This is a genomic window from Microbacterium luticellae (assembly GCF_050408645.1).
In the GTDB taxonomy this organism is placed as follows: Bacteria; Actinomycetota; Actinomycetes; order Actinomycetales; family Microbacteriaceae; genus Microbacterium.
The window spans coordinates 256573-272494 of sequence record NZ_JBNTKE010000003.1; the positions used below are offsets into that span (position 1 = coordinate 256573).

The following is a 15922-nucleotide window of genomic DNA, read 5'->3' on the forward strand; positions in this document are numbered from 1 at the left end:
GATGAGCATTTTTGCGCGTCCGCTCGCAGAAGAGCTGGCATCGTTGAGCGACACACAACTGGCCGCTCTGCTGCAGCGCCGCCGAGTGGCATCCGACGCCCCGTGGAACGACTTTTTTGATGCGGCAGAACACCTGCTCGACCCTGCATCGGTAGAAGACGCTCTCGGCCGCCTGCCTCTGCCGCTCGCGCTGGCTGTGTGGCATCCGGAATCCATCGATACCGACGTCGAACGCAGCCTGCAGCTGCACGCGCTGGCAAGCCCACACTCGCGCGTATGGCCGAGCGTGCGCGATGCAGCACGAGTGTTACCCGATCCGCGCCACGTGGCAGTCACCCCCGACCCGCTGGCGCTCATGGCCCACGATGAGGCCGACCCCGCCGACACCGCCCGGGCTGCAGAACGGGCCTCGGCAACGGTTGCGGCGATTGCCGAGCTGGTGTTATTTGTTTCGACGACTCCGCTTGTGCTACGCGCCAACGGAATCTTGCGCACGGCCGAACGGCGGCGCATAGAAGAAAGCAACGTGCTGCTGGGTGCCATCACTACCGACGACGCCCTGGCACTGGCCCGCGCCGCGCGACTGGTCGTGGTCAGCGATAAACAGTGGCAGGCCACACCGGCAGGGCTGGAATGGGTGGGGTTCTCGCGGGCACAGCGCTGGAGCACCATGGTCGAAGCGTTTCGGGCCGCGCTCCCCCATGATGTGCGTACACCCACCGGAGGCTGGATTCCACTGGAGCACTGGCATCAGTGGTATCCGTGGAACACCGCGTGGCCGCACGAATACGAAGCACTCCTTCGGCAGGCCTGGCTACTGGGTCTTCTCACGGATTCGGGCCTGCCTCCCTGGACGCAGGCCATCGCCGAAGGACACGCTGCGTCGACCGAACAGCTATCGCCCCTGCTGCCCGCCGAGGTTGATCGTCTGTTTCTGCAAAACGACCTCACAGCCATCGCACCCGGCCCCCTCGCGCCCGCTCTCGATGTTCGACTGCGCCGCATGGCACACCGTGAAGCAGCGTCGCATGCGTCGTCGTACCGATTCACGGCCGACTCAATGGCCCAGGCTTTTGCCGAGGGAGAAACCGAAGCCGACATTATTGCTTTCCTTCACAGCATCTCGCTCACCGGGGTGCCTCAACCGTTGGAATACCTCGTCACCCAGCAGGCCCACCGTCACGGCCTGGTGCGGGTACGCACCGACCGCACCACCGGCACCACCCATATCGAGAGCCCGGATGCAGCGATGCTCGCCACCATCGCTGTTGATCACAGTCTTCGCCCACTCGCACTCGTGCGCGAAGGAACAAGCCTGACAACCCGAGTCGGTACCGAAACCGTGCTGTGGGCACTCGTTGATGCCCGATACCCGGCGAGCGCCATCGACGCCGCCGGACACGACATACGGTTCTCGCGCACCATCACGGCGGCCGATGTTCCCGCGCAGCATCCGGAATATTCTTCACTCATTGCGCGGCTGCGTGAACGAGTGGGGCCGGATGCCGACGCGGCATGGTTAGAGCGCGAGTTAGAGGCCGCTGTGCGCGGGCACCAGCAGGTAGAGCTAGAGATCGCGATGCCGGATGGCTCACTGCGCACACTCACGGTGGAGGCTGCCGGTGTTGGCGGTGGGCGGTTTCGTGGACGCGACCGTGCCGCCGATGTCGAGCGGAGCCTTCCGCTGCGCAGCATTCGCACAGCACGCATCATCTCGTAGCCCGGCCTCTTCCCAGCCCTAGACGCTAAGCTAGAACGCTATGTCTGATGGCCCTCTTATCGTGCAAAGTGACCGCACCGTACTGCTCGAAGTCGCACATCCCGACGCAGAAAATGCGCGACACGAGCTGGCGGTGTTCGCCGAACTGGAGCGCGCGCCCGAACACATTCACACGTATCGTGTTACCCGTCTAGGGCTGTGGAATGCGCGGGCTGCCGGGCACACGGCTGATGACATGCTGGCAACACTCAACAAGTATTCGCGTTTTCCGGTGCCGCCGTCGGTCGCTATCGATATTGCCGAGACTGTCAACCGCTATGGTCGGCTGATTATTGAGCGCGACGACGAGGGCACGCTTCTGTTGCGCTCGTCAGATAAAGCGGTGCTCACGCAGGTCGCGGGCAATAAAAAGATTCAGCCGCTTCTCATCGGCCATCCGTCTGCCGACACCTACATCATTGATGCGTGGGCGCGCGGGCAAATAAAACAGGAGCTGCTAAAAATCGGGTGGCCGGCCGAAGACCACGCCGGCTACACTCCCGGCACACCCTTCGATATTGATCTAAATACCGAAGGCTGGCAGATTCGCCCCTACCAGCAGGAAGCAGTCGATGCGTTTTCGCACGATGGCTCGGGTGTTGTGGTGTTGCCGTGTGGGGCAGGAAAAACCATTGTGGGTGCTGCCGCGATGGCTGCGACCGCAACAACAACGCTCATTCTTGTGACAAACACGGTTTCTGCGCGGCAGTGGCGCGACGAACTGCTACGCCGCACAACGCTCACACCCGAAGACATCGGCGAATATTCAGGCCAGGCCAAAGAGGTAAAACCGGTAACGATCGCCACGTACCAGATTCTTACCGCCAAGCGTAAGGGTCAATACGCCCATCTGGCGCTGCTTGACGCGCTCGACTGGGGTCTCATTGTGTATGACGAGGTGCACCTGCTGCCAGCCCCCGTGTTTAAACTGACGGCCGATCTGCAGGCACGCCGCCGCATCGGCCTCACCGCCACGCTCGTACGAGAAGACGGCCGCGAAGGTGATGTATTCAGTTTGATCGGCCCGAAACGCTTTGACGCCCCGTGGAAGCAGATCGAAGCCCAGGGATACATTTCTCCTGCCGCATGCTACGAAGTTCGAGTTGACCTGCCCGATGATGATCGGCTCGAATACGCGGCCGCCACCGATGACGAACGGTATCGGCTCGCGGCATCCGCGCCCGCAAAAATTGCTGCCGTGCAACAGATTCTGCAGCGACACCCCGACGAGCAGGTGCTCGTGATCGGCCAGTACCTTGACCAGTTAGAGACACTGGCCGAGGCCCTCGATGCCGAACAGATCACGGGTGCGACTCCTGTGGATGAGCGAGAGACGCTGTATCAGGCGTTTCGAACGGGCGAAATTCAGGTGCTCGTTGTGTCGAAGGTGGCAAACTTCTCGGTTGATCTGCCCGAGGCATCCGTCGCGATTCAGGTTTCAGGGTCTTTTGGGTCGCGGCAAGAAGAAGCTCAGCGACTTGGTCGTCTGCTGCGCCCCAAGGAGTCCGACCACACGGCAAGCTTCTATACGCTGGTTGCGCGCGACACTGTCGACCAAGATTATGCGCAAAACCGGCAGCGTTTCTTGGCCGAGCAGGGCTACAGCTACACGATTCTCGATGTCGACGATTTAGCGACACCCCTGCCCGTATAATCCTGGGTCTCCGGATGCCGGAAGCTAGCGTGCCGCGGCCTGCCGACGCGGTGCCACAATCACCTTCACACCCATCTCACGCAGGTGCGAGATCTGGGCTAATGGTGTGCGCCAGTCGACCACGACGGCATCAAAATCGCTGAGCGGGAACAGCGTGTGCAGCGCCCGGCGCGTAAATTTGGTGTGGTCGGCAAGCAGAATGCGCTGCGCCGACGCGGCAAACATTGCCTGCTTGACATCGACCGTGTCGAGGTCTTGATGAAACGCGATGTCGTCGGTGATGGCTGCCGTCGACATGATGCATACGTCGGCGCGCATACTCGAAATCATGGTGGTGGCCAGTCGCCCCATATACGAGCTGCACCAGTTGAAATATTTACCGCCGATGCCGATTAAAGAAATTCCTGGCGCATCGCGCAGCTGATCCATAATCGTCAGCGTGTTCGTGATCACCGTTAATGGGCGGCGCGCGCGCAGATGCGGCACCATGTGCATAGCGGTCGTGGAGTCGTCGATCATAATCGCCTGGCCCGGCTCGATCAGCTCGAGTGCGGCGAGGGCAATCGATTCTTTCTCTACCGCCTCGCGGTTCGAGCGATAAACGTCACTGGATTCGACCAGCGCTGTGGGCATAGCGGTGGCAACTCCGCGGCTCTTGCGTAGCAAGCCTCGAGACTCAAGCTCGTCGAGGTCGCGATGCACGGTCATGATCGAAACATCGAAGGTTTCGGCGAGCTGTTCAATGCGCACCGACCCCTCGGTCATGATCATGCGCGTCATGGCCTGTTGCCGTGCTGCCTGCCGACTGAGCCGTGAGCCCTGATTGTCGTCGTCACGTGTTTCGTTCATCACCATGAGCACCCCTCCGCAATGACCACGGTACCGGCACGGCACGTGGCGCTGTGAACCCTGTGCACAATCTCCCCCTTGAGACACCCGTCTTCTGCTACAGACAAGGGTGGGAAGAGGATCCCCCGATCCCCTTCCCACCGGCCGACAGTGCTCCAGTACTATCGGCAGCTCACGAAATTACTCCGTGAAGGTGAACGGCGCGGTCATCTTGTCGATGTTTTCTGCCGTGATGAGGATGCAGTCAAACGCCTGCTTTTCTACCTCAGGTTCGGTGCCGTTACGCAGGTAGTCGTCGGCCATCTCAACGGCGGCCTTCGAGAACACGGCAACGGGCTGCAGCACGGTGTACGCCAGTTCTCCGGCCTTGATGGATTCAACAGCATCCGGTGAGCCATCAAAGCCACCGACGATCAGGCCGTCGAGGCGGTTGGCTTCTTTCAGTGCGGCAATAGCGCCCAGAGCCATCTCGTCATTACCCGAGATAACACCGTCGAGGGTGGGGTTAGCCTGCAGCAGCGACTGCATCTTGTCGTGGCCCTTGGTGCGGTCCCAGTCGGCTACTTCTTTACCCACCTGAACCAGCTCGGGGTACTGACTGATCACGGTTGTGTAGCCGTTCGAACGCGTCTGCGCGTTGTTGTCGGAGGGCGAGCCGAAGATCTCAACGTAGTCGCCCTTCTCTTCCATCAGACGCACCCATTCCTGGGCTCCGAGGGCCGCGCCCTGAGCGTTGTTCGACACCAGCTGTGCCTTAGCGAGGCCGGTTTCGTTGATCTCGGCGTTGACCAAGAAAACGGGGATGCCTGCGGCGTCAGCCTTCTTCACAGCCGCTACCGAACCATCGGCGTTAGCCGGGTCGAGAATGATCGCGACCGACTTGTTCGAAATGGCCGTGTCGATCAGCGTGTTCTCGGTGTTGGTGTCGCCCTTGTGTGCACCGACGGTCGCGGTGTACCCGAGTTCTTCTGCTGTTGCCGAGGCGATGTCGCCCTCGGTCTTCCAGTAGGGGTTCGACGGGTCGTTGACGATGATGGTGATGAGACCACCGGCTTCGCCACCGGTTTCGGCCGGTGCCGTGTCGTCGGCGGGTGCTGAACCGCCGTCTGATGAACAGGCGGCAAGCCCCAACATGAGCGTGCCAGCAACCGCGAGTGCGGCGAGGGTTTTCTTACGGAACATTGCTGTGTCCTTCCTGCGATGGGTGGCAGCGGTCATTGCTGCCGTAGTGAGAGTCAGGCTTTGCTGGATGCAGATACCTGGGGGGAAGCGGGGGGTGTGGCGGCTGGCGCGGCGGGCCGACGCCGGCGACCGTACTGCAGGCTGTTCAGCAGCACGGCGACCACGATGACGGCACCGACAAATACCATCTGCCAGTACGCCGAGACACCGACGATCACGAGGCCGTCCGAGAGAAAGCCGATCACGAAGGCACCCAGCAGCGTGCCGCGCACGTTACCGCGGCCGCCCATGAGCGAGGCGCCACCGATAACGACAGCGGCGATGGCAGTCAGCTCGTAGGTGTTTCCGGCCGTGGGGCTCGCGCTCGTCAGCGTGGAGGCAAGAATGAGTCCGGCAATCGCGGCGCAAATGCCTGAGACCACGTACACCCAAATTTGCACCTTGCGTACGGGAACACCCGACAGTTCGGCTGCACGCTCATTGCCACCGGATGCATAGAGCCAGCGTCCGAACCGTGTGCGGCCCAGCAGCCATCCCAGAATGAGTGCAACAACCACCATGATGATGACGCCGACGGGAATGTTGAAGATGCGATTGAAGCCGAGCCATTCAAAACCGGTGTTGCCGAGTTCTGGTTTACCGGAGAGGTTGTTGATGGTAAGGCCGTTGGTCATCAGCAGCGCAAGACCGCGAACCACGTACAGCATGCCCAGCGTGGCGACGAAGGGTGCCACTTTGAACTTTGCAACCAGCACACCGTTCACGAGCCCGACGAGTGCTCCCACACCGAGTGAGAGCAGTACGGCAACGGGCACGCTCGGGTACAGCGTGACGCCCAAGAAATTGATCGGCACGCCCTGCAGGAGGAATCCACCGATGACAGCCGAGAACCCCAGTGTAGAACCGACGGATAGGTCGATTCCGGCGTTCAGGATCACCAGCAGCATGCCCAGGCCCAGCAGCGCGTAAATGGCTACGTGCGAGGCCATGATCAGCAGGTTGTCGAGCTTGAGGTAGTTGGGTGAGAGCAGCGAGAACACCACGATGATCAGGATCAGCGCGAGAAAAGCTCGCCCCTCTAAGAGGAGTTTGGTAAACGAGAACTGGTTTTTTCTCGTGATGATGGTGGTCGTCGTCGACATTTTTTCTTCCGTTCTCGAAGACCTATGCGGCCACGGCCTCGCCCGAGGCGGCCATGATCATGTCTTTTGTAGCGTCGGGTCCGAACTCGGCTGAGATCTGACCCCGGCGCATCACGATGATGCGGTGGGCGATGCTCAAGCACTCGCCCACTTCAGAGGTGGAGTACACCACGGCTAGCCCCTGACGGGCGCGGTCGGCCAGCAGGCCAAATACTTCGGCTTTCGCACCAATGTCGATGCCTCGGCTGGGTTCGTCGAGCAGCATGACGCGCGGATGCGTGGCCACAATTTTGCCGATGACCACCTTCTGCTGGTTTCCGCCCGAGAGCGAGCCGATGGGCAGTTCGGGTCCGGGTGTCTTCACGGTGACCGCCGTGATGAGTTCTTGCGCACGCGATTTCTCTTTTGTGCGTGAGATCATTCCGCGCACCAGGCTCTCCCCCAGGCTCGCGAGGGTCAGGTTAGTGCCGACATCGAAGGTCTGCACCAGCCCATCGCGCTGCCGGTCTTCGGGTACGAGTCCTACACCGGCATCGATGCGTTCGGCAATCGATAGGTCGAGGATGGATTCCTCGTCGAGGCGAATATCGCCACCGGCAACCTTCTCTTTACCGGCAATCGCTTCGAGCAGTTCGGTGCGTCCTGCGCCCATAAGGCCATAGATGCAGACGATTTCGCCTGCTCGAACCTGCAGGTCGAGGGCGTTCACGATCGCCCGCTCGGGGTTTTCGGGGTCGAGCACTGTCAGGCTATCGACGGTGAGCACGGTGTCGCCGAACTCATAGCCTTCGGGTGGTGATCCGAGGTCGAAGTTATCGCCCACCATATTGCGCACGATCCATTCAAGATCAATCTCGTCGCGGTCGCCGTGTGCGGTCATGTTGCCGTCGCGCAGAACGACGGCGTGATCGGTCACTTCGAGCGCTTCTTCAAGGTGATGCGAGATGTACACAATCGCTACGCCACGCGCCAAAAGGTCGCGGATGATTCCGAAGAGCACTTCGACTTCGGCCGCGGCCAGTGCCGAGGTGGGTTCGTCCATGATGAGGATGCGGGAGTTCACCGACAGCGCCCGGGCGATCTCGATGATCTGCTGCTGCCCGACTCGCAAATCCGACACCATCGTGTCGGGCGAGATAGGCAGCTGCATTTCGTCGAGCAGGGCCTGCGTCTGGCGGGTTTCTTCTGCATAGTCGACACCAAATTTGCCGACGATTTCGCGGCCCATAAAGATGTTGTCGCGCACCGACAGGTTGGGGGCAAGACTCAACTCTTGGTGGATGATCGAGATACCGCGATCACGAGCATCGTTTGTCGAGGCGAATTCGACGGGTTCGCCGTCGAGCACAATCTGTCCGGCCGTGGGTTGTTCCACGCCCGACAAGATCTTCATGAGTGTCGACTTGCCGGCTCCATTTTCGCCGAACAGTGTCGTCACTGCTCCCTTGCGCACCTCAAAGTTCACCCCTTTGAGCGCCCTCGTGCCGCCATAGGTTTTGACGATGCCGCGGGCTTCAAGAACGACAGAGTTGTCTGTTGTCATTGCACGTTCACCGCCACGGGTGTTACGAGCCATGCAGCGGGGTTGATGAGCGTGAACGCACCGGTCACGGTCACCGTCTTGCCTTCAAGCGAGGCGGTGTCGATATCGGCAAGCACACTCTTTTTGAGTTCTTCGTTGAGGGCCGCGGCCGCGTTTTGGTATTCGATCTGGTTGGTGAACTGCCCGAAGTCAAGTTGCCCTGTGGCGTCGCGCAGTTCGGTTCCGTTGATGGCGGGTCCGGTCTGCACCCGAATCAGCAGGTCGTCTCCCGTGATGCCATCGATGTCAACGGGATAGATTCCGGATGCCCCTTCGCCGAACACTCCCGTAAAGGTCACGCTGAATACGGGTCCTCCCGAGCTGTCGACGGCATATTCTTCGGCTGCCGCGGCCGCATCGGCGGCGATGGCCGGTGCCAAGACGTCGACGGCCTGTGCCTGTTCTTGCACCTGCTCTTGAATAGCGGGGAAGTTGTCGGCACCGAATGTTTCGGGGTCAAAGACGCCTGCGCCCTGCGCGAGTGGGTCGTCGTTGGACACAACCTTTGTTCCGAGAACAAGAAATAGCAGCACGATCACGGCAACGGCAATGCCGATGCTGCGCTTCACGCCCACGGTGAGTCCTGCCTGGCGTGGCGTGGTTGTTGTGGTGCTCACAGCAGTACCCGTGATTCTGTGTCGTTCGGACGAATCTGCAGCTTGCGCCCCGTGCCGTTGCGGAACATGTCGAGCGCTTCGGCGTAGTCGTCGAGGGTGAAGGAGTGGCTGATCATGGCGGTGGCGTTGATGGCGCCTGCCTCAAACATTTCGACCGCGCGGCCGAACGAGTTGTGCACGGCCATGGTGCCAACGATCGAGATTTCGTCGCGGTATACGCGGAAGGGTGAGAACTGTGCAGTTTTGTCGGCCGGGGCCACGCCGAAGTCTTGGAAGAAACCGGCGGGCTTGACCCGGGTGAGGCCGTCTTCGATGGCACGAATGTTGCCGGTGCAGTCGATAACGACGTCCCACTTGTCGCGGTCGGCGTCGTCGGCGCTGGTGTAGCGCAGCTCGATCCCGCATTCCGCGGCTGTTTTCAGACGGTCTTCGTTCAGGTCGACGATGGTGACGGATGCCGCTCCCGCGCGCCCTGCCAGCTGGGCCATCATGAGGCCCATGGTTCCGGCACCGTAAACGAGCACGTGGTCGCCCATGCGGCGCGGCAAAACATCCCACCCACGAATGGCGCAGGCCAGGGGTTCGATGAGTGCTGCTTCGTTCAGGTCGGTCTCGGGCTTGAGTTTGTACACATTGTGCGCGGGGGCAACAAAGTACTCCTGCGATGCACCATCGGATGCCACAACTCCCAGCCCGTTCCAGAAGCGGCACAGGTTCTGGTGCCCGTTGAGGCAGAACTCACACTCGCCGCACGTGGTCGATGGGTTGATGGCTACGTTGTCGCCCACGGCAAAGTCGAAGACGCCGCTGTTGACGTCTTCTCCCAGCGCAACGATCGTGCCGGTGGCTTCGTGCCCGGGCACGAGCGGAAAGACGGTTCCTTCAAACTCGCCGTCAAGAACGTGGGTGTCGGTGCCGCAGATTCCTACGGCTGCCGTCTTGATGAGGATTTCTTTGTAGCCGGGCTCCGGCATAGGCCGCTCTTCCAGGGTCATTTCGCCCTGTGCGGTGAACACAACTGCGCGCATCATTGCTCCCGTTTTGCCTCTGTTTGTGCATGATTGCCGCCGACGCACGATGTGCCGTCGTTGGCTCTCGATCGCTCTCCAACTCGGAGAGTCATGTTATATTTCCCGTAATCTTCTCACGTTTCTACGTGAAAGACACCATAAGAACATCACATATAGATGTCAATACTGGGTTTTCAGCAGTATCCGAGGAGGAACCATGGCACACGCAATTCCCACCACCATGCGCGCCAACACGCTCGTACGCGCAGGGCAACTAGAAATGGTGCAGCATCCGGTTCCTACCCCTGCCCCCGACGAGGTGCTCGTGAAAGTCACTGCCGTCGGCGTTTGTGGCTCTGACGTGCACTTTTTTCACGAAGGAAAGCTCGGCGACTGGGTCGTCAACGAACCCCTCGTGCTCGGCCACGAATCGGGTGGAACCATCGTGGCCGTCGGCAGCCAGGTGCCGGAAAGCCGGATTGGTGAGCGCGTATCGATCGAACCGCAACACCCCTCGACCACATCACGCGAAACCCTGCGCGGCGACTACCACCTCGACCCCGACATGCAGTTCTATGCCGTACCCGGCACCGACGGAGCCTTCCAGGAATACGTCACTATTCAGAGCCACTTCGCCCACAGCATTCCCGACAACGTCAGCGACTGGGGTGCCGGCCTACTCGAACCCCTCTCCGTCGCCATCGCCACTGCCCGCAAAGCACACATTGGCGTTGGCGACCGCGTACTTATCACCGGTTCTGGCCCCATCGGTCTCGCCTCCGCCCAGGTCGCCCGCGCAGCCGGTGCCACAGAAATCGTCATGACCGACATCAGCGAAGTACGACGCAACAATGCGCTGCGCTTCGGCGCGACAGCGGCGCTTGACCCGGTGAGCGACGCTGAGCACATCGCCGGGCTGCGAGCAGACGCGTTTATCGATGCATCCGGAGCCGGTGCCGCGGTACGCAGTGGCCTGGAAGCGCTACGACCCGGAGGGCGCGCCATTCTTGTCGGTATGGGACTGCCCGAACTTTCGCTACCCATCACGACCATTCAAAACAACGAACTGGTCGTTACCGGAGTCTTTCGCTACGCCAACACGTGGCCTGCCGCGATCGCCCTCGCAGCAACAGGCCGCGTTGATCTCGACAGCATGGTCACCGGCACGTTTGCGCTCGACCAGGCGCAACAGGCATTGGAATCAACGGCCGACGAAAACACCATCAAGTCGATCGTCGAACCACAGCGCTAGTCGGCAGGGGCCTCATCACCCGGTCGCGCACCACAGCGCCAGCACTGGCCGTCGGCGTCTTCGATCATCGCGCCACAGTGCGGGCACAGTTGCGACAACCAGCACGCCGAATCGCCACCAATATCGCTGGCCTGATCGCTATTGCTCGAAGATTCCATCACCGGGCTCCCATGAAAAATTCACTTCCTCCAGCAGCCTAAACCGTGAAAATCATGTAAATACAGCCCCGAACACGCCAAAAGTGCGCGATCCTCTGCACAGACAACGAAACGTTCACCATAATGGGCACATGACTGAAGCGCGCATCCTGGTCGTCGACGACGAGCCGAACATCCGCGACCTGCTGTCGACCGGCCTGAGTTTTGCCGGTTACCAGGTCAAGACCGTCGCCAACGGTGCTGCCACGATTTCGGCTGTTCTCGAAGAAGAACCCGACCTCATCATCCTCGATGTCATGCTGCCCGATATGAACGGCTTCAGTGTGACGAAGCGTCTGCGGGGTGCGGGTTTCACTGCGCCGATTCTGTTCCTCACCGCTAAAGACGAAACGGAAGACAAGATTGAGGGTCTGAATGCGGGCGGTGACGACTATGTCACCAAGCCGTTTAGCCTCGATGAGATTGTGGCTCGCGCGCAAGCTATTCTGCGCCGCACCATGCAGGCCGACGAAGAGTCGATTATTCGTGCCGGTGATCTTTCCATGGATCAAGACACGCACGATGTTTTCATTGGTTCTACACCGATCGAGCTGAGCCCCACCGAGTTCAAACTGTTGCGCTATCTCATGCTCAATCCCAACCGTGTACTGTCGAAAGCGCAGATTCTCGACCACGTGTGGGAATACGACTTCAACGGCGACGCCGGCATCGTCGAGAGCTATATCTCGTATCTGCGTCGCAAGATTGACCCGCACACCGAAGAGTCGCTCATCCAGACCAAACGCGGCTTCGGCTACATGCTCAAGGTGGGTCGAGGCGCGTAAAGCCTGCGGCAGGAGCACGATTGAGCACATCAGATGCAGTAACGCGGTGGTGGCGGCGCATCAGCCTTCGGGCAAAAGTCACCGGTGTTACTGTTGCGGTGCTCGCACTCGGACTCATCGCCACCGGTGTTGCCACGGCACCCATTCTGCGGTCGTCGCTGGTGGCCAACGTCGACGCGCAGCTTCCGGCGCTGGCTTCGAGCGCCACGGCTGAGCGTTTCTTCGACATTCTGCCGGCACCCGACGGCGGGATCGTCGTTAAGCCTGTAGAAACATCGCCTCGCTTTGCCGACTACATCATTGCGATCTACGAGACCGATGGCACCCTGCAGGCCATTGCCGGGCGGAGAGCACCCGAAGAACGCCCGGTTTTTCCGGAACGATTCACCATCGACCGCGCCATTGTCACGACCGAAAGCGGCGCTGTCTTCTCACTCTTTAGCCCCAGCGGAGAAGAGTTCCGCGCAACCGCGGCCGTCCACCAGTCGACCAGCAGTTACGCGTTCTATGTTCAAATCGTCGCCCTTCCGCTCGACGAAACCGACCGCATCATCGCCACCTACTTCGGCGTTTATGTCACGGTCGCTCTCATCACCGTGATCGTCGCAGCGCTCCTCACCCGTGTGCTCGTTACTCTCACGTTCCGCAGGCTCGGTCACGTCGAGTCCACCGCCATGGCAATTGCCGGGGGCGACTATCGGCAGCGCCTCACCGATCTCGAACCCACCACCGAGGTGGGGCGACTCAACTCAGCCATCAACACGATGCTTGACCGCGTTGACGCCTCGATCGCGCAGCGTGACCACGCCGTACAGCAGATGCGCCGCTTCATCGGCGACGCCAGCCACGAACTGCGCACGCCCCTCGTGAGCGTCCGCGGCTACGCCGAGCTCTACCGCATGGGCGCCATTCGCGGCGAAGAAGATACCGCGCGGGCCATGGAACGTATCGAAAAAGAAGCCCTGCGCATGGGCGTGCTCGTCGAAGACCTCCTCAATCTTGCCCGGCTCGACGAAGCCCGCGAGCTCGAAATCGTGCCGCTCGACCTGCGTCCCCTCGCTCACGACGCGGCCCTTGATGTGCGGGCGGCAGCACCCCAGCGCACCGTCACTGTTATTGACACCACGCTGACAGACACAACAAAGGCTGCGCCGCGGCATCCGGATGCCTCTGAGCCAGCCGATTCGCAGCAGCCCTCGCCCGCTACCACGACCGCTGCCCACCGCGTGCTCGGGGCCCGTGCGCGCAACATTTTGCGCCGCCGCGGACGCCACGACACAGCACCCGTGCCGAAGATCGACATCTCTGCCTCAGAGATCGACTTTTCGGCCCCCGAAGTGCAGACGGTACGAACCCCACCCATTGTTCTTGGCGAAGAGAACAAGGTGCGCCAACTGCTCACCAATCTGCTCGGAAACGCCCGTCGGTTCTCGGCAGAAGACTCACCCATCGAGATTGTGGTGGGCTCGGATCGTGCCCAGCGACGCGGGTGGATCTCGATCGTCGACCACGGTGAAGGTATCCCCGAGCAGATTCGCGAACAAATCTTCCAGCGTTTTTGGCGCGCTGACACTTCGAGGGCGCGAGAAACGGGCGGCTCGGGTTTGGGTCTTGCGATCGTCGCTTCGATTGTGAAAGCGCTCAGCGGCTCGGTCGAAGTCACAGAAACAGAAGGTGGCGGTGCCACGTTCACCGTGTCATTCCCGCTCGCGCCGGTTCCTCCCCAACCCTAAAGTTTCTGCAGACCATACCCACACGCGAGAAACCGCCTCGCGTGCGGCATCCGGCTTTCTACAGTGACAACCATCACCCGTTCACAGAAAAGGAACCACGATGGCCGTTTTTACTGTTGATACCGAAGCCGTACTGACCACGACCGCATCGGTGCGCGCAACCGCTGACCGACTCCAGGCAGAAGCCGCCGCTATGATGGCGCAGCTGTCACAGTTGCAGGGCTCCTGGACAGGTTCGGCAGCCACCGCATTCCAAACCTGCACAGAACAGTGGCGCGGTGCCCAGGCTCACGTTGAGCAGGCGCTGGGCTCGATCAGCTTGGCACTCGGTAACGCTGCCACTCAGTACAGCGAAGCCGAAACATTCTCGGCAAACCTGTTCCGCCAGTAACCCGCAGGCAATAGCAAAAGCCCCCGGCACGAATGCCGGGGGCTTTTGGGTAAGAACCTAATTAGAAGTCCATACCACCGGTCGGGTCGGCCGGAGCGGCAGGGGTCTTCTCAGGCTTGTCTGCAACAACAGCCTCGGTCGTCAAGAACAGGCTTGCGATCGATGCAGCGTTCTGCAGAGCCGAACGGGTAACCTTGGCCGGGTCGATGATGCCCTGTGCAAACAGGTCACCATACTCACCGGTGGCTGCGTTCAGGCCGTGGCCTGCAGGCAGCTCTTCTACCTTGTTCGACACAACACCGGGCTCAAGGCCAGCGTTCAGTGCGATCTGCTTCAGCGGAGCACCGATAGCGACCTTGACGATGTTCGCACCGGTTGCCTCATCACCGTCGAGCTCGAGGCCCTCCAGCGCCTTAGCAGCCTGGATGAGTGCAACACCACCACCGGGCACGATGCCCTCTTCAACAGCAGCCTTAGCGTTACGCACGGCGTCTTCGATGCGGTGCTTGCGCTCCTTCAGCTCGACCTCGGTTGCAGCGCCAGCCTTGATGACAGCAACGCCACCGGCAAGCTTCGCCAGGCGCTCCTGCAGCTTCTCGCGGTCGTAGTCGCTGTCGGTGTTCTCGATCTCGCGACGAATCTGGGTCACGCGACCAGCGATCTGCTCTGCGTCGCCAGCACCCTCAACGATGGTCGTTTCATCCTTCGTGATGATGACCTTGCGAGCACGTCCGAGCAGGTCGAGCGTGGTGTTCTCGAGCTTAAGGCCCACCTCTTCAGTGATGACCTGGCCACCCGTGAGGATCGCAATGTCTTGCAGCTGAGCCTTGCGGCGGTCACCAAAACCGGGAGCCTTGACAGCAGCCGACTTGAAGATGCCGCGGATCTTGTTGAGCACGAGCGTAGCCAGTGCCTCACCCTCGACGTCTTCAGCGATGATGACGAGTTCCTTGCCGTCCTGAATGACCTTGTCGACAACAGGAAGGAGATCCTTGATGTTCGAGATCTTCTGGTTAGCAATCAGGATGTAAGGCTCTTCGAAAACAGCTTCCTGGCGGTCAGGATCGGTCACGAAGTAAGGGTTGATGAAACCCTTGTCGAAACGCATACCCTCGGTGAGCTCCAGCTCGGTACCGAACGTCTGCGACTCTTCAACCGTGACGACGCCCTCTTTACCGACCTTGTCGATAGCCTCGGCGATCAGTTCACCGATGGTCTCGTCAGCGGCCGAGATCGAAGCGGTAGCAGCAATCTGCTCCTTCGACTCCACCTCTTTCGCGCTACCCAGCAGGTCGGCAGTGATGGCCTCGACAGCCTTCTCAATGCCACGCTTGATCGCGATGGGGTCAGCACCGGCGGCAACGTTGCGCAGGCCCTCACGGACCAGCGCCTGTGCCAGCACGGTTGCCGTGGTGGTGCCGTCACCGGCAACATCGTCGGTCTTCTTAGCTACTTCTTTGACCAGCTCGGCGCCGATCTTCTCGTACGGGTCGTCGAGCTCGATTTCCTTCGCGATCGACACACCGTCGTTCGTGATGGTGGGGGCGCCCCACTTCTTTTCGAGCACAACGTTGCGACCGCGCGGGCCGAGGGTCACCTTGACGGCGTCGGCCAGGGTGTTCAGGCCGCGCTCGAGGCCGCGACGGGCCTCCTCATCGAAAGCGATGATCTTTGCCATGAGTTTGTCGTCCCTCCCGGACGTAGGCTTGGAATTTTTTAGCACTCACACGATGCGAGTGCTAATAGCATTCTGGCACTCGCACCCCGCG

At 60.7% G+C, this 15922-nt stretch carries 14 protein-coding genes; 6 read left to right on the forward strand and 8 right to left on the reverse strand.

All coding sequences use genetic code 11. The features are described from left to right. Position 1 precedes the first annotated feature (1 nt). Both ACQUSW_RS09860 and ACQUSW_RS09865 read left to right on the forward strand, forming a co-directional pair. Complete coding sequence (locus ACQUSW_RS09860) at positions 2 to 1720, forward strand: helicase-associated domain-containing protein (protein ID WP_428932125.1); 1719 nt, start codon at positions 2 to 4, stop codon at positions 1718 to 1720. Positions 1721 to 1760: 40 nt separating this feature from the next. Further along, the gene (locus ACQUSW_RS09865) at positions 1761 to 3413 is read left to right on the forward strand and encodes a DNA repair helicase XPB (protein WP_428932126.1); all 1653 of its coding nucleotides are present in this window, start codon (positions 1761 to 1763) and stop codon (positions 3411 to 3413) included. A gap of 24 nt (positions 3414 to 3437) precedes the next feature. On the opposite strand, the gene ACQUSW_RS09870 is transcribed toward ACQUSW_RS09865, so the two are convergent. From ACQUSW_RS09870 to ACQUSW_RS09895, 6 genes are all read right to left on the reverse strand, one after another. Then, positions 3438 to 4268 carry a DeoR/GlpR family DNA-binding transcription regulator gene (locus ACQUSW_RS09870; RefSeq protein ID WP_428932127.1) on the reverse strand — a complete coding sequence of 277 codons (831 nt, stop codon included), beginning with the start codon at positions 4266 to 4268 and terminating at the stop codon, positions 3438 to 3440. 174 nt (positions 4269 to 4442) lie between these two features. Further along, entirely contained in the window at positions 4443 to 5444 is a 1002-nt protein-coding gene (locus tag ACQUSW_RS09875) for a D-ribose ABC transporter substrate-binding protein (protein ID WP_428932128.1), read from the reverse strand. A 53-nt stretch (positions 5445 to 5497) separates the two neighbouring features. Beyond that, a complete protein-coding gene (locus tag ACQUSW_RS09880) occupies positions 5498 to 6586 on the reverse strand; it encodes an ABC transporter permease (protein WP_428932129.1) in 1089 nt (362 codons plus the stop codon). A 22-nt stretch (positions 6587 to 6608) separates the two neighbouring features. Beyond that, positions 6609 to 8129 carry a sugar ABC transporter ATP-binding protein gene (locus ACQUSW_RS09885; RefSeq protein ID WP_428932130.1) on the reverse strand — a complete coding sequence of 507 codons (1521 nt, stop codon included), beginning with the start codon at positions 8127 to 8129 and terminating at the stop codon, positions 6609 to 6611. Next, complete coding sequence (locus ACQUSW_RS09890; RefSeq protein WP_428932131.1) at positions 8126 to 8785, reverse strand: DUF2291 family protein; 660 nt, start codon at positions 8783 to 8785, stop codon at positions 8126 to 8128. The genes ACQUSW_RS09885 and ACQUSW_RS09890 overlap by 4 nt, the downstream gene beginning before the upstream one ends. After that, on the reverse strand, positions 8782 to 9816 hold the full coding sequence (locus ACQUSW_RS09895) for a zinc-dependent alcohol dehydrogenase family protein (RefSeq protein ID WP_428932132.1): 1035 nt from the start codon (positions 9814 to 9816) through the stop codon (positions 8782 to 8784). Before ACQUSW_RS09895 ends, ACQUSW_RS09890 begins: the two co-directional genes overlap by 4 nt. Positions 9817 to 10012: 196 nt before the next feature. Here ACQUSW_RS09895 and ACQUSW_RS09900 point away from each other — a divergent pair, with 196 nt between their 5' ends. Beyond that, positions 10013 to 11047, forward strand: a complete 1035-nt coding sequence (locus ACQUSW_RS09900) for an NAD(P)-dependent alcohol dehydrogenase (protein ID WP_428932133.1) — start codon at positions 10013 to 10015, stop codon at positions 11045 to 11047. Here the strand turns inward: ACQUSW_RS09900 and ACQUSW_RS09905 are convergent. Next, positions 11044 to 11205, reverse strand: a complete 162-nt coding sequence (locus tag ACQUSW_RS09905; protein ID WP_428932134.1) for a hypothetical protein — start codon at positions 11203 to 11205, stop codon at positions 11044 to 11046. The two genes, ACQUSW_RS09900 and ACQUSW_RS09905, sit on opposite strands and share 4 nt — an antisense overlap. A 131-nt stretch (positions 11206 to 11336) precedes the next feature. Between ACQUSW_RS09905 and ACQUSW_RS09910 the strand changes: the two genes are divergently transcribed. From ACQUSW_RS09910 to ACQUSW_RS09920, 3 genes are all read left to right on the forward strand, one after another. Then, positions 11337 to 12029 carry a response regulator transcription factor gene (locus tag ACQUSW_RS09910; protein ID WP_428932135.1) on the forward strand — a complete coding sequence of 231 codons (693 nt, stop codon included), beginning with the start codon at positions 11337 to 11339 and terminating at the stop codon, positions 12027 to 12029. Between the two features lie 20 nt (positions 12030 to 12049). Then, entirely contained in the window at positions 12050 to 13762 is a 1713-nt protein-coding gene (locus ACQUSW_RS09915; protein WP_428932136.1) for a sensor histidine kinase, read from the forward strand. Between the two features lie 100 nt (positions 13763 to 13862). After that, positions 13863 to 14153, forward strand: a complete 291-nt coding sequence (locus ACQUSW_RS09920) for a WXG100 family type VII secretion target (protein WP_428932137.1) — start codon at positions 13863 to 13865, stop codon at positions 14151 to 14153. Between the two features lie 61 nt (positions 14154 to 14214). Here ACQUSW_RS09920 and groL read toward each other — a convergent pair whose 3' ends face one another. Next, positions 14215 to 15831, reverse strand: a complete 1617-nt coding sequence (groL, locus tag ACQUSW_RS09925) for a chaperonin GroEL (RefSeq protein ID WP_428932138.1) — start codon at positions 15829 to 15831, stop codon at positions 14215 to 14217. Between the last annotated feature and the right edge of the window lie 91 nt (positions 15832 to 15922).